The sequence below is a fragment of the Paracoccus sp. S1E-3 genome (genome assembly GCF_013868135.1).
In the GTDB taxonomy this organism is placed as follows: Bacteria; Pseudomonadota; Alphaproteobacteria; order Rhodobacterales; family Rhodobacteraceae; genus Paracoccus.
In genome coordinates this window covers 1-18208 of sequence record NZ_JACEMU010000005.1, presented here as the reverse complement: position 1 = coordinate 18208, position 18208 = coordinate 1, and the positions used below count along the sequence as shown (strand labels likewise).

Here is an 18208-nt window from a genome sequence, read left to right as displayed (position 1 = left end):
GAGGATATCGCCGATGGAGATGGTGTCGCGCCAATCCGAGGCGGGCTAGGCGCTGTTCAGGGCGGGGCTCTGGTGGATCATACTATCCTCCTGCGTTCTGGAAACGACCCGCTTCCCTTGCCTCCCTCTCTCAGGCCGGGGCTGCGCTGGCGGCGTGTCACTTGACACGCGCCGCCAACGCAACAACCGGCTCTCTATTGCAATGACGTCCAACTGCAGTTGCTGATCGCGGTGAGAAATCCGCCGAGGCTTCGCAGATGCGGGGCCATGCCGCAGTTCGCAGATCGTGGCACTTCGGTCTCGGTCGCGTTGATCAAGCCTTCAGGTTCGGAAGAGCCCGGAGATAAAGCGGCGACCCGGCCTCTTCGACGCCTTCCAACTCGGCGCGCACATGCCGCCCGCCCACCGTCGCGAGGCGGACGCTGACACGTTTCTCTGCCATGAGGGGATTCCTTGATCTTCCGCGATGCGGGTCTTACATTCTGTACATCGATCAATGATGGGTATGACAATGGCCGAGACCGCGACCCTGTCCACGAAATTCCAGATCTCCATCCCGAAGGCGATCCGTGCTGCCCAGCACTGGGAGGCCGGACTGACCTTTGCCTTCATCCCGAAAGGGACGGGGGTACTCTTGGTGCCGGTGCCGAAACGTGAAGCGCTGCGCGGGCTGGCGAAGGGCGCCAATGCCGAAGGCTATCGCGACCGCAAGGATCGCCACTGAATGACCCTTGTCGATACCTCTGCTTGGATCGAATGGCTTATCGCCTCGCCGACAGGCGACAAGCTGGTCGATCATCTGCCGGAACAGACCGAATGGCTGGTGCCGACCATGGTGCAGCTGGAGCTGGCGAAATGGCTGACTCGCGAGATCGGCGAGGACAAGGCCGACCAGGTCATTGCCTTCACACAGATCTGTCAGGTCGTGCCGCTCGATACCGAAACCGCGCTGGCTGCGGCCGAGGCCTGCCGTGCCCATAAACTTGCCACGGCCGATGCCATCATCTTCGCCACCGCGCAGGCCCGTGGCGCGCAGTTGCTGACCTGCGACGCGCATTTTGATGGCCTGCCGGGCGTTACACTGGTTCCCAAGGTCAAAAGCTGATCGCCCCTGACCAGCTTACTGCCATCTGTTCGTTCATCTTCCGGCCCATCACCGCTTCGAAGATGGGCAATAGTTCGGCGGTTGCTGCTGCCGGGATGCCCAGCGCCGCAGCCAGTCCCAGCGCGGCGTTCAGATCCCAGCCGATCACCGCGCCCGGCAGCACGCGCAGTTGTCCGCCAAGCCGTCCGACCAGATCCCACACCTGCCAGCCTTCGAAGGTCAGCGGCTGGTTTTGCCGCGCCGCGCAGTCTTCGCAGGCTTGCGTGCAGGCTGCGCAATAGGCGTCGCCCCCACCGAAACACCATTCGGCGAGGGCGCGGAAACGTTTTTTTCCTGCTCCAGCAGAAGGCCCTTCGAGACATAGACCAGTTGGAACGCCTCGAAGATTGGCCAGATGTCGAGCAATGCGTCGATGGTATCCGGGTTGGGGACGATGGCATTGCCATCGACATCGTCGACGCCCTCCCAATCCATCACCGCGCGTCGCACCAGCGCCTTGACGAAGATCATCGCGCGGGTCCTCCGCCCGATCGGCGAGGGATTGATGTCCTGTTCAAAGTCGCGCAGGGCCACGACCTTGCCGTCTTTGGTGCCGACCCGATAGGTGCCCCAGTAAAAACCGGTCAGCGGTGGTTTCGGATCATCACGCGCGGTTCAGCTCCGTGTGTCACGGACCTTCGGGCCGTCGGCATAGGCGCCCGACAGTTCGCCCCCCTTGTGGCCGTCCATGCCGTGACGCAGCGCGATCACGTCGCAACCGGCGATTTTCACGCGGCGGAAGTTGAAGAAGGGGATCGACGGTGCCTCGCCCTCGACAACCTCCCGAAAGATCGCCTCGGCATTCGGGCCGTCCATGCCAAAGCCGGTGCGGGTGCGGCCCTCGGCGCCTTTCGGGTTCTGCGAAGTCTGCAGGTCGCGCTCGATCGTGACGTCATGATCGTCGATCACGGTGTTGTATTCGACCCAGTTCTGCAGATGGGTGCCGCTGATCAGTTCAAAACTGTCCTCGTCCAGATGTTGCAGGACGCATTCGCCGATCACATAGCCGTCATGGTTGCAGGCCAGATACTGCTAGGCCTTGCCCGGCAAGAATTTCTCGAAGCATCTGATGCCCAGATAGTTCGCCAATTTGAACGCATCCGGTCCCTTCAAATACATTTCGGGGATGTGATGCGACTGGTCGAACAGGATGGCGGTGTCGCGCCAGGCGTGCTGTTCATCGCGCCAGTTGGTGAGTTCCGGCGGCACCGGGGACAGCGCCCCTCGGTCCTTGGCATGGGGCGCCAGCGTGTCGTTATAGAACTAATCGGCCAGATCGGGCGTCGCGTCGATCAGATCCTGAAGCGAACGGCTGTCGGTTTGGTTCTGCATAGTCTCCTCCGGTGTTTTTTGACGAGGTTCTGGCCACGGCGGGAAACGTTCCTGCCATCTGGCAGCGATTACCGAGTGATATGAGCCTGTCGCGTTACAGCTTCATGTTCTCGGCCGAACCCCGCATGCACATCGCGTCCGGCTCGAAATTGAACTGGCGCGGGCGATAGCTTTCCTCCTCCTCGATCAGCATGACGCCGGTCGAATATTCGAACACCATGCCGTCCGGTCCTTTGAAATACAGGAACCGCGCGCCCGAGGTCGGATGCCGGCCCGTTCCCAGAAAGATCGGGAGGCGCTGATCGCGCAGGTGATAGAACGAGCGCAGCACATCGTCATTGGTCTCGACCTGATGGTTGATGTGCTGGATGCCCGAACGGCCGGTATGGATCAGCGCGACGGAGTTGTGCACCTCGTTGAAGCGCATCAGTGGCGTGTTGCCCAACGGGGTGACGCGGCAATTGACGCTGGCGGGGATCGGCGCGCAAAAGGTGGGCAAAATCTTCATCAGGCACCATCATGACAATCATAACGCCGATCTGGGCACTTCGTGCCGGGCGCCGGCCCGGGCGAAACCATCGAAAGCTGGACTTCGGGCGTGCGGAAAAACTTCTCGGGCGAGGTGATCGTCGGCGAGGATCTGATGGAGATCTGAGCTTCCCGGCGTCAGGCCAGAGGTTGGTCGTAAAGGCCCAAACCAGGAATGCCTTCAACGATATGCCCTGAAACGGCGCTGTCTGGCGGACCCTTGGGCAGTGCGACGAAGGTCGCAGCGGCAGCGACCCCCCTTGATCTGTCTCGCTCCTCCGCCCAGTCTGGCGAGGGGGAGAGGAATGGAATGAAGCTGATAGCGAGTGCCGCGGCCGCGGTTCTGCTGGCCGCGCTGCCCTTGGTCGCGCAGGAGGCGCCGACCACCGAAGCGACCAAGCTGCGCGCGGCGGTTCTGCGTATCGACCGGCAGGCGTTGCCGCCAGTGTCGCGGCTGGATGCCGTGCCTGAAAATCTGGGTTTCGCCGGGGCCACGCTCGCGACCGAGGATAACGCGACCACCGGCCGTTTCATGGGTCAGGAATTCGTCACCGACACGGTCGCCGCATCGCCCGAGAATGCGGTGCAGGCGCTGGACGGCATTCTTGGCGCGGGCACGAAATTCGTCACCGTGCTTGCCGATGACGCGACCACGCTGGCACTGGCGGACCGGGCGCGGGAAACGGCGCCGGACGCGCTGATTTTCAACGCGCTCGCCCAAGGCGACAATCTGCGAAACGCCGATTGCCGGGCCAATGTGATCCATGTCACGCCCAGCCGGGCGATGCTTGCCGACGCGCTGACGCAGTTTCTGATGTGGAAGAAATGGGGTCGCTGGGTGCTGATGTCGGGCAGTCACCCCTCGGATCAGGCGCTGAAGGCGGCCTATCAGGCGTCGGCCAAAAAGTTCAACGCCAAGATCGTGGTGGAAAAGGAATTCGCCGATACCGGAGGATCGCGCCGCAGCGATACCGGCCATGTTCTGGTCCAGCGGCAGATCCCGGTCGATACCCAGTTCGGCGAGGATTATGACGTGCTGATCGCCGCAGACGAAAATCAGGTCTTCGCCGGCTATCTGCCCTTTCAGACATGGGATGCGCGGCCGGTCGCGGGCTCGGCCGGCCTGCGGGCGCGGCTTTGGTCGCCGGCGCTGGAAAGCTGGGGCGCGACGCAGTTCCAGAACCGCTTCGAGAAATCGACCCGCCGACCGATGCGGGACGAGGATTATTCGACATGGCTGGCGCTGCGGATGCTGGGCGAGGCGGCGACGCGGACCGGCTCGACCGATCCGATGCAATTAAAGCAGTACATTCTAAGCCCCGACTTCGCGGTCGCCGGGTTCAAGGGCGAAAAGATGACCATTCGCGACTGGGATCACCAGCTTCGTCAGCCCATCCTGCTGGCCACCGACAATATCGTGGTCTCGGTCAGTCCGCAGGAAGGCTATCTGCATCAGGTGTCGCAGCTTGATACGCTGGGCACGGACCGGCCGGAAACGGCCTGCAAACTGGACAAAGGGTGATATGCGCAGCTTTTCCCTTGCACTTCTGGCGGTCATTCTGGCAACGCCCGCGCTCGCCAACCGGGTTTTTGTCAGCAACGAGCGCAGCAATGACATTACCGTCTTCGACAGCGAAAGCTGGGAGGTGATCGGCACCTTTCCCGCCGGCAACCGCCCGCGCGGCATCGCCATCTCGCCCGATGGCAAGGAGCTTTACGTCTGCGCCTCGGATGACGATCTGGTCCGCGTCTACGATCCCGAGACAATGCAGGAAACCCATACCCTGCCTTCAGGCCCGGACCCCGAGCTGTTCGTCCTCCACCCCTCGGGCAATCCGCTTTATATCGCCAATGAGGACGACAATCTGGTCACGGTCGTGGATACCGCGACGCGTCAGGTGCTGGCCGAGATTCCGGTTGGTGTCGAGCCCGAGGGGATGGGCATCAGCCCGGACGGGAAATTCGTCATCAACACCTCGGAAACGACCAACATGGCGCATTTCATTGACACCGAGACCTATGAGATCGTCGGCAATGTGCTGGTCGATTCCCGGCCGCGTTTCGCCCAGTACAATTCCGCCGGGACCAAGCTTTACGTCAGCGCCGAAATCGGCGGCACGGTCAGCGTCATCGACCCGGCAACCCGCGAAATCGTCAAGAAGATCGGCTTCGAGATTCCGGGCGTGTTGCCCGAGGCGATCCAGCCGGTCGGGGTGCGCGTGACGCAGGACGGCAAAAAGGTATATGTGGCACTCGGTCCTGCGAACCGGGTGGCGGTGGTGGACGGCGAAACGGATGAGGTGATCGACTATCTGCTGGTCGGTCAGCGGGTCTGGCAACTGGCCTTCACCCCGGACGAGAAATACCTGTTCGCCACCAACGGCAACACCAATGACGTGTCGGTGATTGATGTTCAGGCCGACAAGGTGGTGAAATCCGTGCCCGTGGGCCAGCAGCCCTGGGGCGTCGTTGTCGCGCCGAACGGCCCGTAACAAGGAGATTCCATGACCCGGCTGCTTGCCCCGCTTTTCATCGTTGCCGGACTGGCGCTGCCCGCCAGCGCCCAGGACGCCGCGAAAGACGCCGACCCGAGCGCGACGCAGCCCGTTGCCGACGCGCAGACCGCCGCACCCGCCAAGGCGGAAGACGATGAAAAGAAAGGCGAGGACGAAGCCGGCGTCCATGAAGGCGCTGGCAAGTTCGACTATGGTTTTTCCGGCATTCTCGCGCGGGACAACCGCACCGATCTGGCGCCGCTGGTGCTTGGTGCGGGCAAACCGGTGGCAACGGCGGAATACACGCTCAAATCCGGCGGCTATTACCGGATCGCGATCAATGCGGACGGCTCGCAGGAACTCGGGCTGTCGGGCGGTGATTTCTTCCGCGCGATCTGGGTCAACGAGATTGTGGTGAACGACGTGGAGATCCGGCCGATGGGGGTCCATTCGATCGAGTTCGACAGTCCCGGCACCGCGGTCATCAGCTTCGTGGCCATCGTCCCCGGCCGCTATACGCTTTCTGTGCCCGGCTCCTCTGGGGACGGCCTGCAGGCGGTCTTCAACATCCAGTAGAAAGGTCTGTCATGCCCGCGACATTCCAGCTTTCCGCGCGACGCCGGGATTAGGGGACAGCCTTGGCCGAGACGATCACGCCTGCCCTGTCGGTCGAAAACGTCAGCTTTGCCTATGGCGAGCGGCGGGCGCTCGCGGATGTCTCGCTTAACGTCGCGCCGGGACAGTTTCATGCCCTGCTGGGCGTCAACGGCGCCGGAAAATCGACATTGTTCGCGCTGGTGACGCGGTTGCTGGCGCCGGATACGGGCCGGATCCTTGTCGCCGGTCACGACATGGCAGCGGGCGCCGCGACCCTTGGCCGGATCGGTGTCGTGTTTCAGTCGCGCGCGCTTGATCCCGATCTGACCGTCATGGACAACCTGCGCTACCATGCCAGCCTGCACGCACTTCCCCGCGCCAAGGCGCAGACCCGGATCGCCGAGGTCTTGGGCGCCGTCGACCTGACGGAGCGGGCACGGTCCAAGGTGACGACGCTTTCGGGGGGGCAGCTTCGCCGGGCCGAGATCGCCCGCGCCATGATCCACAAACCGTCGCTGATGCTGCTGGACGAGCCGACCGTGGGGCTGGACGTGAAAGCCCGCGCCGAGGTGCTGGCGCAGACCCGCCGGGTGGTCGCGGAAAGCGGCGCCGCCGCGCTTTGGGCCACGCATCTTCTGGACGAGATCCTGCCCGATGACGCGCTGACCGTGCTGCATCAGGGGCGCGTGCTGTGGCAGGGGCGCGCGGGCGATCTGGCCGCACCGGCCGAGATGAACCGTGCCTTCCTCGACCTGACCGGGGTCACCACATGACCGGCTGGCCGATCGTCCTGACCGGGATCATGCGCCGCGAGGGGTTGCGGTTTCTGAACCAGCGCGGGCGTTTCTTTGCCGCGCTGGTCCGGCCGCTGGTCTGGCTGTTCATCTTCGCCGCCGGCTTTCGCTCGGTCCTCGGCGTCTCGATCATGCCGCCATACGAGACCTATGTGCTTTATGAGGTCTATGTCACGCCCGGACTGGTGGCGATGATCCAGCTTTTCAACGGCATGCAGTCATCATTGTCGATGGTCTATGACCGCGAGACCGGGGCGATGCGGGTGCTCTTGACCTCGCCCTGGCCGCGCTGGTTCCTGCTCGGATGCAAGCTGTTTGCCTCGGTTCTTGTCTCGGTGGTGCAGGTCTATGTCTTTCTGGCCATCGCGGCGCTTTGGGACGTGCGCCTGCCCCTGCTTGGCTATGTGACGCTGCTGCCGGCGCTGATCCTGACGGGCCTGATGCTGGGCGCGCTGGGTCTGCTGCTGTCATCGGCCTTCCGTCAGCTTGAAAACTTCGCCGGGGTGATGAATTTCGTCATCTTCCCGATGTTCTTCGCCTCGTCGGCGCTTTATCCGCTGTGGCGGATGCGGGAATCGTCGGTCTTGCTGTGGCGTGTCGCCTCGATCAACCCGTTTACCCATGCGGTCGAACTGATCCGCTTCGCCATGTATGCGAAGATGAACTGGCTGTCGGCCGGCGTCACGGCGGGATGCCTGATCCTGTTTTTCGGCCTCGCGGTGGTATTGTTCAACCCGGCCCGCAGCTTCCTGTCGCGACCGGCGAAGAAGGAGAAACGGACATGAAAGCCCTGCTTGTCACCCTTGTGCTTTGTGCGTCCCCGGCAATCGCGGCCGACCCGGATTGGCCCTGCCAAAGCCCGAAGCGCCCGGCATTGTCGATCGGCCAGATGTGGGTCGATCCCGCACCCGATGCCACCAGCGCCGAGGCTGCCCGGCGCCCGGACGTGGCGGCACTGGCGACGCGGCTGGCCAGTCGCAAGTTGCCGGTCGAGGAACTGACCGCGGAACTGGACGCCTTCGCGGCCAGTGCGGACAACACCACTCTGACCGGCCTTTTCGAAGCCAGTTTCGATCAGCTTGAAGGACGCAGGCGGCTGGTGGTGGCAAAGATCGACGAATTCACCACTGCCCAGCGGGCGATGCAGGACCGTATCGGCGGGTTGCGGGATGAAATGGCGCGGCTTGAGGCGACGCAGCCACCTGATTACGACGCCATCGATCTTGCCGAGGAAAGGCTGGACCTGAACACACGCATGTTCAGGGAACGGCAGGATCAGATCCGCTATGTCTGCGATGTGCCGAACCTGATCGAGCAGCGCGCCTTCGCGATCTCGCGCGAGATCCAGTCGCGCCTGAAATGATCACTGCCATTCCAGTTCGGCATAGGCCGAAGCGGCATTGCGTGCAGTGGTCGCATCGAAATCGGCCCAGCCGGGGGCAAGGGGCTGCATGGCCTTGACGATCCGGGGAACGGCTTCGGACAAGGCCGTGCCTGCCGCGATTTCGGCCAGCGTCGTATCCTTGAGTGTCTGGAGATAGGTCCGCATCGGCGTCACGGCTTCGTTCCATGTCGTGGCGACAGGCCCGTGACCTGGAACGATCATGCCCGAGGCCGGCGCGCGCGTGGTCGCCAGCCAATCCAGCCAGCCCGTCAGCGAGCCATCCACCACCGGCGTCAACTCGCGGAAGATCAGATCGCCGGCAAAAACCGTGCTCGTAGGCTTGTGCACCGCCATCAGATCGGCGCTGGTATGGGCTTGGGGGGCCTTCAGCAGATCGAAGCCCTCGGGCGCCTGCGTGGATGTCGGCGGCGCAAAAGCGCTGCCCAGCATTTCAGCCAGTCCGATGCCGTCGATATAAGACCCGAGCCAAGTCTCGCGGCGCGGCAGAAGATAGCTTTCGTAACCGTCGGCGGCGATGACTTCTGCGCCCACCTCGGCAAAGAACGCGGCGCCGAAACTGTGATCCGGATGGGGATGCGTCAGGATCACCGCGCCGATCGGCGCCGCGCTGCGCAGGCGGATCGCGGCATAAAGCGCCTCGGCCTCGGCCCGGCTTCCACCGGGATCAATCACCGTGATCGTCGGCCCGATCACGACGCCGATATTGGCGATCCGGCCGCGATTTTCGGCCGATGCCATCGCCACCACTCCCTGATGAACCAGCACACCGGGCACGATTTCGTCCAGCCGAAGGGCAGGGAGCGCCCCGGTTTCCACGCAGCGCGGGCTGTTCGCGGTCAGCCCGTCGCGGGCACCCCAGTCGCGCAGCGCCGCCTCGGCCCGCGCCTCGCATTCTGCCCGGCTGGCCGCATCCGCCGCGGGCAGCAGCCGATCCGAGCAGACAGAAGGGTCCGAGGTCAGGCAGGCGGCGACCAGAAGATGGAACATGTCTCCTCCTTTTCAGGCAGCCTAGCATCGCGACGGGGCAGTCGAATTCATACTTTCGGACTATGGACGATGACAGACGGTTGTTCCAACATGCCCGGGGGGAAGAGGAAGATGAGACTGCTATTCGTCGCGGCGGTGCTGATGCTTTCGGGGCTGGCGGCTGCTGCTCAGGACAATCCGATGCAGCCTTCCGAAACCTGGGAAGCTCTGCGGTATGACGTTATCGAGCAGGATACCGATCCGGCCGACGCCGCCGGCGTGATGGTGCTGGATGCACCCGCGCGCGCCACCAATCCAGCGCTGGTCCCGGTGCGCATAACCCAGCCCGAGGGGGCGCCGGCGATCCGCAGGCTGATCGTCGTCGTCGATCAGAACCCATCCCCCGTCGTGGCGACATTCACCTTTGGCGAGCGCATGATGCCACTGGATTTCGAGATCCGGGTCAGGGTCGACGCCTATTCGAACCTGCGCGCCATCGCCTATCTGGACGATGGCCGGTCAGTCATGGCGGGCCGCTTCGTGAAGGCGTCCGGGGGATGCGCGGCGCCCGCGGGCTCTGGTCCCGACGCCCTCGCCGATGCGGGCGAGATGCGGCTGAAGACGATCGACGAGGCCGGGCGTCAGATCAGCACGCTGATGATCCGCCATCCGAATTTCTCGGGATTTCAGCGCGATCAGGTCACATTGCTGAACATTCCCGCCCGTTTTATCGATACAGTCGAGGTGACGCAGGACGGCGAATCTTTGTTCACCATGGAAGGGGGAATCTCGATATCCGAAAATCCCGTTTTCCGCTTCGCGCACCAGCCCTCGCTGGCGCCATTGACGGTGCATGCGACCGATATTGACGGCGCAGTGTTCGATCAGGTCCTTTCGGTGGGGGCCACGGGATAAGCCGAAGCGCCCCCGAGGGACGACAGGAGAAATGCCCATGCCTGATTCAGCAATGTCGAAAGAGCGTCGTTCGGGCGCCTCGGCGGTGGTCCGGTCGCTGCTGATCGTCGACGATCATCCGCTGATGTGTGACGCGCTGGCCTTGACGCTGCAGGTGTCTCTGGGGCTGAAATCCGTCGCGACCGAGCGCAGCCTGCAGGACGCCTGCCTGCGGATCGCCGTCGCTTCGCCAGACGCGGTCATTCTGGATGTCAATCTGCCCGACGCGAAAGGGATCGAAGGCGTCGTTACCCTGCGCCGGCTTCTGCCGTCGACCCCGATCACGCTGATCTCGGCCGATCGCGATCCGGGGGTGATCGGCGACGCGATCACCGCCGGTGCGAATGGCTTTCTGGCCAAGACATTGCCGCGGGACGAACTGGTCTCGGCGCTGCAGCGTATCTGGAGCGGCGAGATGGTGGTGCCCGATAACTACGACCCCGATGCGCGCGACGAGAATGACGAGGAGCGCGGCGACATCATCCGCCGTTTCGCAACGCTGACGCCGCAGCAGTTGCGGATTCTGCGCGAGGTCTGCATGGGCAAGGCAAACAAGGAGATTTCCTACGACCTTTCTATCGCCGAGGCGACGGTCAAGACGCATCTGACCGCCATCATGTCAAAGATCGACGTGCGCCGTCGGACGCAGGCGGTCCGGCTGGCCAATATCGCGCAGCTTTTCAACGATACCTGAGCCATGGCGGAGGGGGCGCTCTCGAAACCGGGATTCGGACCGGGGCATGCCGCGCCGGTGAGCCTGTCTTTTGCCACCGAGGATGCTGCCGCCGCCATCGCCGAGCTGGACGCCGCCGCAGGGGCGATCAGGCCGATACTGGTATTGCTGTTCGTTTCGGCCGCGCCACGCCTGCAGGCGATCGCCGATGGCCTGTTACCGCGTTTGCCCGAAGGTTGCAGACTGATCGCCTGCTCATCGATGGGCGAGTTCCATCACGGCGGCTATCTGCACGACCGCTCGGTCGCGGTGATGTTTCCGCAGGTCAGCTTCCGGGCCAGCGTGGTCGAGCTTTCCGACGTCTCACGCCTGCCGGTGACCGAATGGATGGACCGGCTGCGCCAAGCCGCGAGAGATTTTTCCGCCGACCCGGCGCGCAACAGCTTCGGCATCCTTCTGACGCAATCCGATGCCGGGCAGGAGGAGGTGGTGATCGCGACGCTGGATGCCTCGCTGCCGTGGCTGAATGTGGTGGGCGGGACGGTCGGCGACATGGGCGATTCCAGTGCGGCCTGCATGGTGCTGGATAGGCAGCTGCTGCGGGACTCGGCCCTGCTCTGCATGGTGGAAACCGACCTTCACGTGCGCGAGGTCGTCTTCTCGCATTTCACGCCGACATCGCAGCGTATGGTCGTCACGGCAACCAATGACAGCGACCGCAACATCATGCGGCTGAACGACGAACCGGCGGCGGAGGAATATGCGCGGCTGATCGGCGTGCCGCGCGCCTCGCTTTCGCCGATGCTGTTTGCCCGTTATCCGTTGCTGCTTCACATCGCCGATCAGTATCATGTCCGCGCCATCGCCGGGGTCCGTGCCGATGGGGGGCTGGAACTGATGTCGGCGGTCGAGCCGGGCAGCCTGCTGACGCTGGGGGAAGCGAGTGACGATATCTTCGATGATATGGATGCGGCATTTTCGGAGCTGCCGCAGCTTCCCGAACTGGTGCTCGGCTTCGACTGCATCCTGCGTCGGCTGGCGGTCGAAAAAAGCCGTCATGCGTCGGAACTGGCCGAGCTTTTCGGCCGCTATCGCATCGTTGGGTTCAATACGCTGGGCGAGCAGCATGGAGGTTTGCACGTGAACCAGACCTTCGTGGGACTGGCGTTCATGCCGCCAGGGGGAAAGGCTGCGGATGGTGACGACCGTGCTGCGTGACGAAGACGATGCCACCCGCCGTCAGCAGAAGCTGGAGCGCATCAACGAAGTGTTGCTGGACCGGCTTTCCCGGATCGAAAGTCGGCGAGGCTCGGCATGGGCGGTTTTTCAGGCGGCAGCGGCGCTGGAAAAGGAGGTCGCGGCGCGCAACCGGGACCTTGAAAAGGCGTTGCAGAACCTCAGCGACCGAAATCAGGAACTTGCTTTGGCCCGTGCCGCGGCCGAACAGGCGAACCGGTCCAAGACACGCTTCCTGCGTGCCGCAAGCCATGACCTGATCCAACCCATTGCCGCGGCCAAACTGTATCTGGAGACATTGGGCGATACGCCGCTGTCCCCGCAGCAGCGGGGCCTTCTGACGCGGCTCGGCAGCGCTTTCGCCTCGGTCGAGGAGCTGATGCAATCGGTCATGGAGATCGCGCGGCTCGATTCCAGCCGGATCCGGTTCAACCTTCAGCCCGTCGCGATGGGCGAGATGTTCGGACGGCTGGCGGATGAGTTCGGACCGATCGCGGCGGCCAAGGGGTTGCAACTGAAGGTCGCCACAAGCTCGGCAACGGTCGAAAGCGATATGGTCTATCTGCGGCGGATAGCGCAGAACCTTCTGTCCAACGCGATAAAATACACCCCCGCCGGAAAGGTCCTGCTGGGCGTTCGGCACGATGGCGACCGGATCTGGATGGAGGTGCATGACACCGGCGTGGGAATCGCCGAAGCCGACCGCAGCCGGATCTTCGACGAATTCCAGCGGCTGCCGAATGACGGCGTGAGCGGTATGGGACTGGGGCTGTCAATCGTCCGCCGGGCCTGCGGGCGCCTTGGCTATCCGATCGAGATGAAATCCCGCCCCGGACGCGGCACGATGTTCCGCATCGGGCTGCCGCTGGCCGACGAACGCGAAATCTTCGAGACGGCGAGCGCCGACGCCGCGCCGGTCCCGGAAGGGCTGGGCGGATTGACGGTCATGCTGATCGAGGATGATGCCGGATTGCGCCATGCCTACGAACATCTGCTTGCCGATTCGTTCGGGATGCGGGTCGCAAGCTTCGGCTCCAGCGCGGATGCCCTTGCTGATCCGGCCCCGGCGCCCGATGTGATCATCGCCGATTATAACCTCGGCTACGGCGATACCGGCCTGCTGGCGATCGCGGGGCTGCGTAACAAATTCGGCGTGGTGCCGGGGGTTATCGTCACCGCCAGGCTGGATGACGCCACGGTCGAGGCCTGCGCCGATCTGGGTATTCCCGCCCATGCCAAGCCGATCTCCGTGACGCAGTTGCGCGCGGCCCTTGAAAATGCTGTCCGTGAACAGAGGTGAACGCTGATGTCCTTGCCGCGAATGATCTGGGTGCTTCTGGCGCTCGTCCTGCCGGTCGCCGCCTGGACTTCCGAGGCGAGTGATCTCGTCTTCGCTGACCGCGCGCCGTGGGACCCCCCGGCGACCGGGCTGGTCTGGCGGATCAGTCGTGACAGTGATGCGGGCGCAACGCAGAGCGAGCTGTTGCTGGAACCGCGGACCGATGCGGACGGCAGCCAGATCCTTCAGATGTCGGAACGCAATGATGCGGCAACGCGCCCCCTAAGCCGGTTTCCGATCTCGGCCGGCGATCCGGTGGTGGTCTATTTCCTTGAGGCGCTGACACGCGACATGGCGCGGATGACCGGCGGCAGCCCTTTCTATATCCGCAACCGGATACGCGACGGTATGGGGGCGGGCGCCCAGGTCACGCGGGCGCCTGAAGGGGTTGCGGTCGTTCTGACGCCCTTTGCGGATGACGAAAATGCGGCGCGCATGGGTGGCTTCGCCAGTTTGTCGCTGCGCTTCGACCTTGGCCCCGATCCTACCGATCCAATCCGGCACCTGCGGGCCGAGACCGGCGATCAAACGCCCACCGGCCGCCCCTATGTCCTTGACCTGACGCTGAATCCGGTCGCGGGAGAGAATGGACAATGACTGATTTTCGACCGCTCGCGGCCTTTCACGCCGCCATCATCACCGTGCTGGCGCTGCCGGCCAGCGCCCAGACAGCGGTGTCCGCGAACGACTTTCCGACCGAGGATCGGGTCCGCTTCGTTCTGCTCTGCATGGAGGCGAACGGACATTCCCCCGAGAACCTGCGCCGATGCTCCTGCAAGATCGACGAGATCGGTGCGCTGATTTCCTTCGATGACTATGTCGCGGGCGAGACCGTCTTGCGCATGCAGCAGGTGCCGGGGGACAGGGCGTCCATGTATCGAGGCGCGGGGATGCTCTCGGCCGCTGTCGACAAATTGCGCAGCGCCGATGCCGAGGCCGAGCTGGTCTGCTTCTGATCAGACCAAAGTCGCATTTTGGTGCGTGCGGCTTCATGCCAGCCTGATCGAACAAGGCTTCGGGAGGGAGCGCATGACATTCCTTCGCAGATTTGCCACGGTGCTGGCTTTGGCGGCGGCATCGTTCGCTGATACGGCTGTCGCGCAGGAGAAGGCGATCAATGTCGGCACATTGGCCGGTGGCACGGTGATGTGGGAATTACAGGTGATGCAGGATCTCGGAATCGATCGCGAGAACGGCTTCGACCTGCAGACGACCGAGTTTGCCGGCAATCCGGCGACGCAGGTGGCCATGCAGGGGGGCGCGGTGGATGCGATCGTCTCGGATCTGCTCTGGGTGGCCCAGCAGCGCGCCGCCGGCAGCGATTTCGTGTTTCTGCCCTATTCGACGGCGGTCGGCGGAGTGCTGGTCGGCGCCGACAGTCCGGTCCAGTCGCTGGCCGATCTGAAGGGCAAGAAGATCGGCATCGCCGGCGGTCCCGTCGACAAATCATGGCTGATCCTGCGCGCATGGAACCGCAAGACCAATGGCGAGGATCTGGCCGCGGTCACCGAACAGGTTTTCGGCGCGCCGCCCCTGATCATGCAGGCCGCGCTTTCGGGTGAAGTCGACGGTGCGATCAACTTCTGGCACTTCATGGCCAAGATGAAGGCGGCGGGCATGCGCGAAGTGATCTCGGTCTCGGACGCGGCTAAGGATCTGGGCCTCGATCCACGCACGCCATTGCTCGGTTATGTCCTGTCGGAAGCCTGGATTGCCGAAAATCGAGATCTGGCCGTCGCTTTCGCCAAGGCGGTTGGAGAAACCAAGCAGAAACTCGGTTCGGACGATGCGGTCTGGGACGAGTTGCGTCCGATCATGAATGCCGCGGACGACGCCGAATTCGTGGCGCTGCGCGATGGCTGGCGCGCCGGAATCCCGCCCTCCGGGCCGGTCGATGTGGCGGGGGCCGACGCCATGTTCAAGGTGATGGCAGAGCTGGGCGGCGAGGAACTGACCGGCGGCCTGCCGGCGCTGCCCGAGGGTCTGTTCTGGCAGCCGTGATCGCACCACGCCCGAGCCATCCGCTTGCGCGGCGACCTGCGGCGCGGCATGAAATGGGTTCACCCAGCAGCAGGCCATGAGCATGACCAGAGCGATCTTCAGCGCGCGCCGGGCCGCAGGGGTGCCGGTCTGGCTGCCGGCGCTGGCCTCGGTGGCGGCGATCGTTCTTGGTTGGGCGGTGCTTGCGGTTCTGGTCGATACGCCGCGCACCCTGCCGGCGCCGTGGACGGTCGCGCGGCTGATCTGGCGGGCGGCGGTTTCGGGCGATCTGTGGTTTCAGACCGGCATGACGCTGTTCCGGGTCGCGGCCAGCTTCGTTCTGGCCATGGGCGTTGGCGCGGTGATCGGACTGTGGCTGGGTCGTTCGGCCAAGGCCGACGCGTGGCTGAACCCGATATTGGTGATGACCCTGAACATCCCGGCGCTGGTGGTGATCGTGCTCTGCTATATCTGGATCGGCCTTAACGAGGTCGCCGCGATCATGGCCGTGGCCATCAACAAGATCCCGCTGGTCGCCGTCATCATGCGCGACGGCACCCGCGCGCTTCGGCCGGATCTGGACGACATGGCGCGGGCCTATCACATGCGCCCGCTGGACCGTCTGCGCCATGTGATCCTGCCGCAGCTTGCGCCCCATTTCGCCTCGGCCGCGCGGGTCGGTATCGCGCTGATCTGGAAGATCGTGCTGGTGGTCGAGTTTCTTGGCCGCTCCAACGGCGTCGGCTTCAAACTGCATATGTATTTCCAGATGTTCGATGTGGCGCAGGTGATGGCCTGGTCGCTGAGCTTTGTCATCGTCATGCTGACCATCGACTATGTGATCCTGCGGCCATGGGAGCGGCGGGCGAACCGCTGGCGTCGCGATGAGAATTGAACTCTCGGGCAAGGCCTTCGGGCCGCATCAGGTCCTCGGCCCGGTCACGCTGGAGCTTGCGCCGGGCCGAAGGCTCGCGGTGCTGGGGCCGTCGGGTATCGGCAAATCCACCCTGCTGCGGATCGTCACCGGACTGGATGATGCGGCGGATCTGCACCGGCAGGGCGACACCCGGCTGGCGGTCGTCTTTCAGGAACCCACCCTGCTGCCCTGGCGTGACGCGCTGTCGAACCTGACCCTCGTTACCGGGGCGCCGGATGCGGTCGCCCGCGACTGGCTGGGCGCTGTCGGGCTCGCCGGTCTCGAAAGCCATTTCCCGCGCCAACTCTCGCTGGGACAGCAGCGCCGGCTGGCGCTCGCGCGGGCCTTCGCGGCGGGGCCGGACGTGCTGGTCATGGACGAGCCTTTCGCCTCGCTCGACCCCGAAACCCGCGACCGGATGCTGACGCTGACCGACAGGCTTCTGGAACGCAGCGGTGCGGGATTGCTGCTGGTCACGCACGACCAGACCGAGGCGGAAGCGCTCTCCGCCACCAAGCTTCGGCTGGACGGCCAACCGGCGGTATTGTCGCCGGAAAAACAGGAGGGTTGACCGCTTCTCCAACCTTGGTCTGATTGCGCCTCTCTGCCCTGCGAAACTAGGTTAGCAACAGGTAAGACCGGCCCCTTCCGGCGCGGCCCAACCCCCGATGGCCGACAGCCTGTTTCGAGATTGAAAACAAGGAGAATCCAGATGAGAACCCGCGCCGCAGTCGCCCTGGAGCCCGGCAAGCCGCTGACCGTCATGGAGGTGAACCTCGAGGGCCCGAAGAAGGGCGAGGTTCTGGTCGAGATCAAGGCGACGGGCATCTGCCACACCGATGAATTCACCCTGTCCGGCGCCGATCCCGAGGGCATCTTCCCCTCGATCCTCGGGCATGAGGGCGCGGGCGTGGTGCTGGAGGTGGGCGAGGGCGTCACCTCGCTGAAGCCGGGCGATCACGTGATCCCGCTTTATACGCCCGAATGCCGGCAATGCCCGTCCTGCCTGTCGCGCAAGACCAACCTGTGCACGGCGATCCGGTCGACCCAGGGCCAGGGGCTGATGCCCGACGGCACGACGCGGTTCTCGATGCTGGATGGCACGCCGATCTATCACTACATGGGCTGCTCGACCTTCGCCAACCACACGGTGATGCCGGAAATCGCGCTGGCCAAGGTGCGCGACGACGCGCCTTTCGACAAGATCTTCTATATCGGCTGCGGCGTCACCACCGGCATTGGGGCGGTCATCAACACCGCCAAGGTCGAGATCGGCGCCAAGGCGGTGGTCTTCGGTCTGGGCGGCATCGGGCTGAACGTCATTCAAGGGCTGAAGATGGCCGGGGCCGACATGATCATCGGCGTGGACCTGAACAACGACAAGAAGGAATGGGGCGAGCGTTTCGGCATGACCCATTTCATCAATCCCAAGGAAATCGAGGGCTCGGTCGTGCAGGCGATCGTCGATCTGACCAAGACGCCCTTCGACCAGATCGGTGGCGCGGATTACAGCTTCGACTGCACCGGCAACGTGAAGGTGATGCGCGACGCGCTGGAATGCACCCATCGCGGCTGGGGGGTCTCGGTGGTGATCGGTGTGGCGCCGGCGGGGGCCGAGATCAGCACCCGGCCGTTCCAGCTGGTCACCGGCCGGGTGTGGAAAGGCACCGCCTTCGGCGGCGCGCGCGGCCGCACCGATGTGCCGACGCTGGTCGACTGGTATATGGACCACAAGATCGAGATCGACCCGATGATCACCCACACGCTGAAGCTGGAAGACATCAACAAGGGCTTCGACCTGATGCATTCGGGCGAATCCATCCGCTCGGTGGTGGTGTATTGATGGCGG

At 64.0% G+C, this 18208-nt stretch carries 25 protein-coding genes; 18 read left to right on the top strand and 7 right to left on the bottom strand.

Annotated elements, in window-relative coordinates; all coding sequences use genetic code 11:
* Positions 1–313: 313 nt before the first annotated feature.
* Positions 314–442 (bottom strand): hypothetical protein, encoded by a 129-nt coding sequence (locus tag H1S04_RS18650; protein WP_255435561.1) that lies wholly within the window; start codon positions 440–442, stop codon positions 314–316.
* A 69-nt stretch (positions 443–511) separates the two neighbouring features.
* Here H1S04_RS18650 and H1S04_RS10160 point away from each other — a divergent pair, with 69 nt between their 5' ends.
* Positions 512–724, top strand: coding sequence for an AbrB/MazE/SpoVT family DNA-binding domain-containing protein (locus H1S04_RS10160; protein ID WP_166331314.1), 213 nt, complete (start codon positions 512–514; stop codon positions 722–724).
* Positions 725–1105, top strand: a complete 381-nt coding sequence (locus H1S04_RS10155) for a type II toxin-antitoxin system VapC family toxin (RefSeq protein ID WP_181745497.1) — start codon at positions 725–727, stop codon at positions 1103–1105.
* On the opposite strand, the gene H1S04_RS10150 is transcribed toward H1S04_RS10155, so the two are convergent.
* The 5 genes from H1S04_RS10150 to H1S04_RS10130 form a co-directional block, all read right to left on the bottom strand.
* On the bottom strand, positions 1095–1307 hold the full coding sequence (locus H1S04_RS10150) for a hypothetical protein (RefSeq protein ID WP_298948911.1): 213 nt from the start codon (positions 1305–1307) through the stop codon (positions 1095–1097). The two genes, H1S04_RS10155 and H1S04_RS10150, sit on opposite strands and share 11 nt — an antisense overlap.
* A gap of 17 nt (positions 1308–1324) precedes the next feature.
* Positions 1325–1732, bottom strand: a complete 408-nt coding sequence (locus H1S04_RS10145) for a hypothetical protein (protein ID WP_255435569.1) — start codon at positions 1730–1732, stop codon at positions 1325–1327.
* 27 nt (positions 1733–1759) lie between these two features.
* The gene (locus H1S04_RS18645) at positions 1760–2170 is read right to left on the bottom strand and encodes a hypothetical protein (RefSeq protein ID WP_366521940.1); all 411 of its coding nucleotides are present in this window, start codon (positions 2168–2170) and stop codon (positions 1760–1762) included.
* 6 nt (positions 2171–2176) lie between these two features.
* Entirely contained in the window at positions 2177–2353 is a 177-nt protein-coding gene (locus tag H1S04_RS18905) for a hypothetical protein (protein WP_181745494.1), read from the bottom strand.
* Positions 2354–2570: 217 nt separating this feature from the next.
* On the bottom strand, positions 2571–2984 hold the full coding sequence (locus H1S04_RS10130) for a VOC family protein (protein ID WP_181745493.1): 414 nt from the start codon (positions 2982–2984) through the stop codon (positions 2571–2573).
* A 330-nt stretch (positions 2985–3314) separates the two neighbouring features.
* Here H1S04_RS10130 and H1S04_RS10125 point away from each other — a divergent pair, with 330 nt between their 5' ends.
* The 6 genes from H1S04_RS10125 to H1S04_RS10100 all read left to right on the top strand — a co-directional run bounded on the left by H1S04_RS10125 (position 3315) and on the right by H1S04_RS10100 (position 8253).
* Entirely contained in the window at positions 3315–4526 is a 1212-nt protein-coding gene (locus H1S04_RS10125; RefSeq protein WP_181745492.1) for an ABC transporter substrate-binding protein, read from the top strand.
* 1 nt (position 4527) lies between these two features.
* Positions 4528–5496 (top strand): YVTN family beta-propeller repeat protein, encoded by a 969-nt coding sequence (locus H1S04_RS10120; RefSeq protein ID WP_181745491.1) that lies wholly within the window; start codon positions 4528–4530, stop codon positions 5494–5496.
* Between the two features lie 57 nt (positions 5497–5553).
* Positions 5554–6075 (top strand): hypothetical protein, encoded by a 522-nt coding sequence (locus H1S04_RS10115; protein ID WP_370470522.1) that lies wholly within the window; start codon positions 5554–5556, stop codon positions 6073–6075.
* Positions 6076–6137: 62 nt separating this feature from the next.
* On the top strand, positions 6138–6869 hold the full coding sequence (locus H1S04_RS10110) for an ATP-binding cassette domain-containing protein (protein ID WP_220185188.1): 732 nt from the start codon (positions 6138–6140) through the stop codon (positions 6867–6869).
* Positions 6866–7675, top strand: coding sequence for an ABC transporter permease (locus H1S04_RS10105; RefSeq protein WP_181745489.1), 810 nt, complete (start codon positions 6866–6868; stop codon positions 7673–7675). The genes H1S04_RS10110 and H1S04_RS10105 overlap by 4 nt, the downstream gene beginning before the upstream one ends.
* Positions 7672–8253 carry a hypothetical protein gene (locus H1S04_RS10100; protein ID WP_181745488.1) on the top strand — a complete coding sequence of 194 codons (582 nt, stop codon included), beginning with the start codon at positions 7672–7674 and terminating at the stop codon, positions 8251–8253. Before H1S04_RS10105 ends, H1S04_RS10100 begins: the two co-directional genes overlap by 4 nt.
* On the opposite strand, the gene H1S04_RS10095 is transcribed toward H1S04_RS10100, so the two are convergent.
* On the bottom strand, positions 8254–9282 hold the full coding sequence (locus tag H1S04_RS10095) for an MBL fold metallo-hydrolase (RefSeq protein WP_181745487.1): 1029 nt from the start codon (positions 9280–9282) through the stop codon (positions 8254–8256). It lies immediately after the preceding gene.
* Positions 9283–9393: 111 nt separating this feature from the next.
* Between H1S04_RS10095 and H1S04_RS10090 the strand changes: the two genes are divergently transcribed.
* The 10 genes from H1S04_RS10090 (at position 9394) to H1S04_RS10045 (ending at position 18202) form a co-directional block, all read left to right on the top strand.
* Positions 9394–10176, top strand: a complete 783-nt coding sequence (locus H1S04_RS10090) for a quinoprotein dehydrogenase-associated SoxYZ-like carrier (protein ID WP_181745486.1) — start codon at positions 9394–9396, stop codon at positions 10174–10176.
* A gap of 37 nt (positions 10177–10213) precedes the next feature.
* Positions 10214–10909, top strand: a complete 696-nt coding sequence (locus H1S04_RS10085) for a response regulator transcription factor (protein ID WP_255435560.1) — start codon at positions 10214–10216, stop codon at positions 10907–10909.
* 57 nt (positions 10910–10966) lie between these two features.
* Positions 10967–12106, top strand: a complete 1140-nt coding sequence (locus H1S04_RS10080; protein WP_181745484.1) for an FIST signal transduction protein — start codon at positions 10967–10969, stop codon at positions 12104–12106.
* Complete coding sequence (locus tag H1S04_RS10075) at positions 12087–13424, top strand: hybrid sensor histidine kinase/response regulator (RefSeq protein ID WP_298948924.1); 1338 nt, start codon at positions 12087–12089, stop codon at positions 13422–13424. The genes H1S04_RS10080 and H1S04_RS10075 overlap by 20 nt, the downstream gene beginning before the upstream one ends.
* A 6-nt stretch (positions 13425–13430) precedes the next feature.
* Entirely contained in the window at positions 13431–14060 is a 630-nt protein-coding gene (locus tag H1S04_RS10070; protein ID WP_181745482.1) for a hypothetical protein, read from the top strand.
* Positions 14057–14419: a hypothetical protein gene (locus H1S04_RS10065; RefSeq protein ID WP_181745481.1), complete on the top strand. Its 363-nt coding sequence runs from the start codon at positions 14057–14059 to the stop codon at positions 14417–14419. Before H1S04_RS10070 ends, H1S04_RS10065 begins: the two co-directional genes overlap by 4 nt.
* Positions 14420–14492: 73 nt before the next feature.
* Positions 14493–15464, top strand: a complete 972-nt coding sequence (locus tag H1S04_RS10060) for an ABC transporter substrate-binding protein (protein WP_181745480.1) — start codon at positions 14493–14495, stop codon at positions 15462–15464.
* Positions 15465–15540: 76 nt separating this feature from the next.
* A complete protein-coding gene (locus H1S04_RS10055) occupies positions 15541–16338 on the top strand; it encodes an ABC transporter permease (protein WP_255435559.1) in 798 nt (265 codons plus the stop codon).
* Positions 16328–16930, top strand: coding sequence for an ATP-binding cassette domain-containing protein (locus H1S04_RS10050; RefSeq protein WP_181745479.1), 603 nt, complete (start codon positions 16328–16330; stop codon positions 16928–16930). Before H1S04_RS10055 ends, H1S04_RS10050 begins: the two co-directional genes overlap by 11 nt.
* Positions 16931–17071: 141 nt before the next feature.
* Positions 17072–18202 carry an S-(hydroxymethyl)glutathione dehydrogenase/class III alcohol dehydrogenase gene (locus H1S04_RS10045; protein ID WP_181745478.1) on the top strand — a complete coding sequence of 377 codons (1131 nt, stop codon included), beginning with the start codon at positions 17072–17074 and terminating at the stop codon, positions 18200–18202.
* Positions 18203–18208 lie beyond the last annotated feature (6 nt).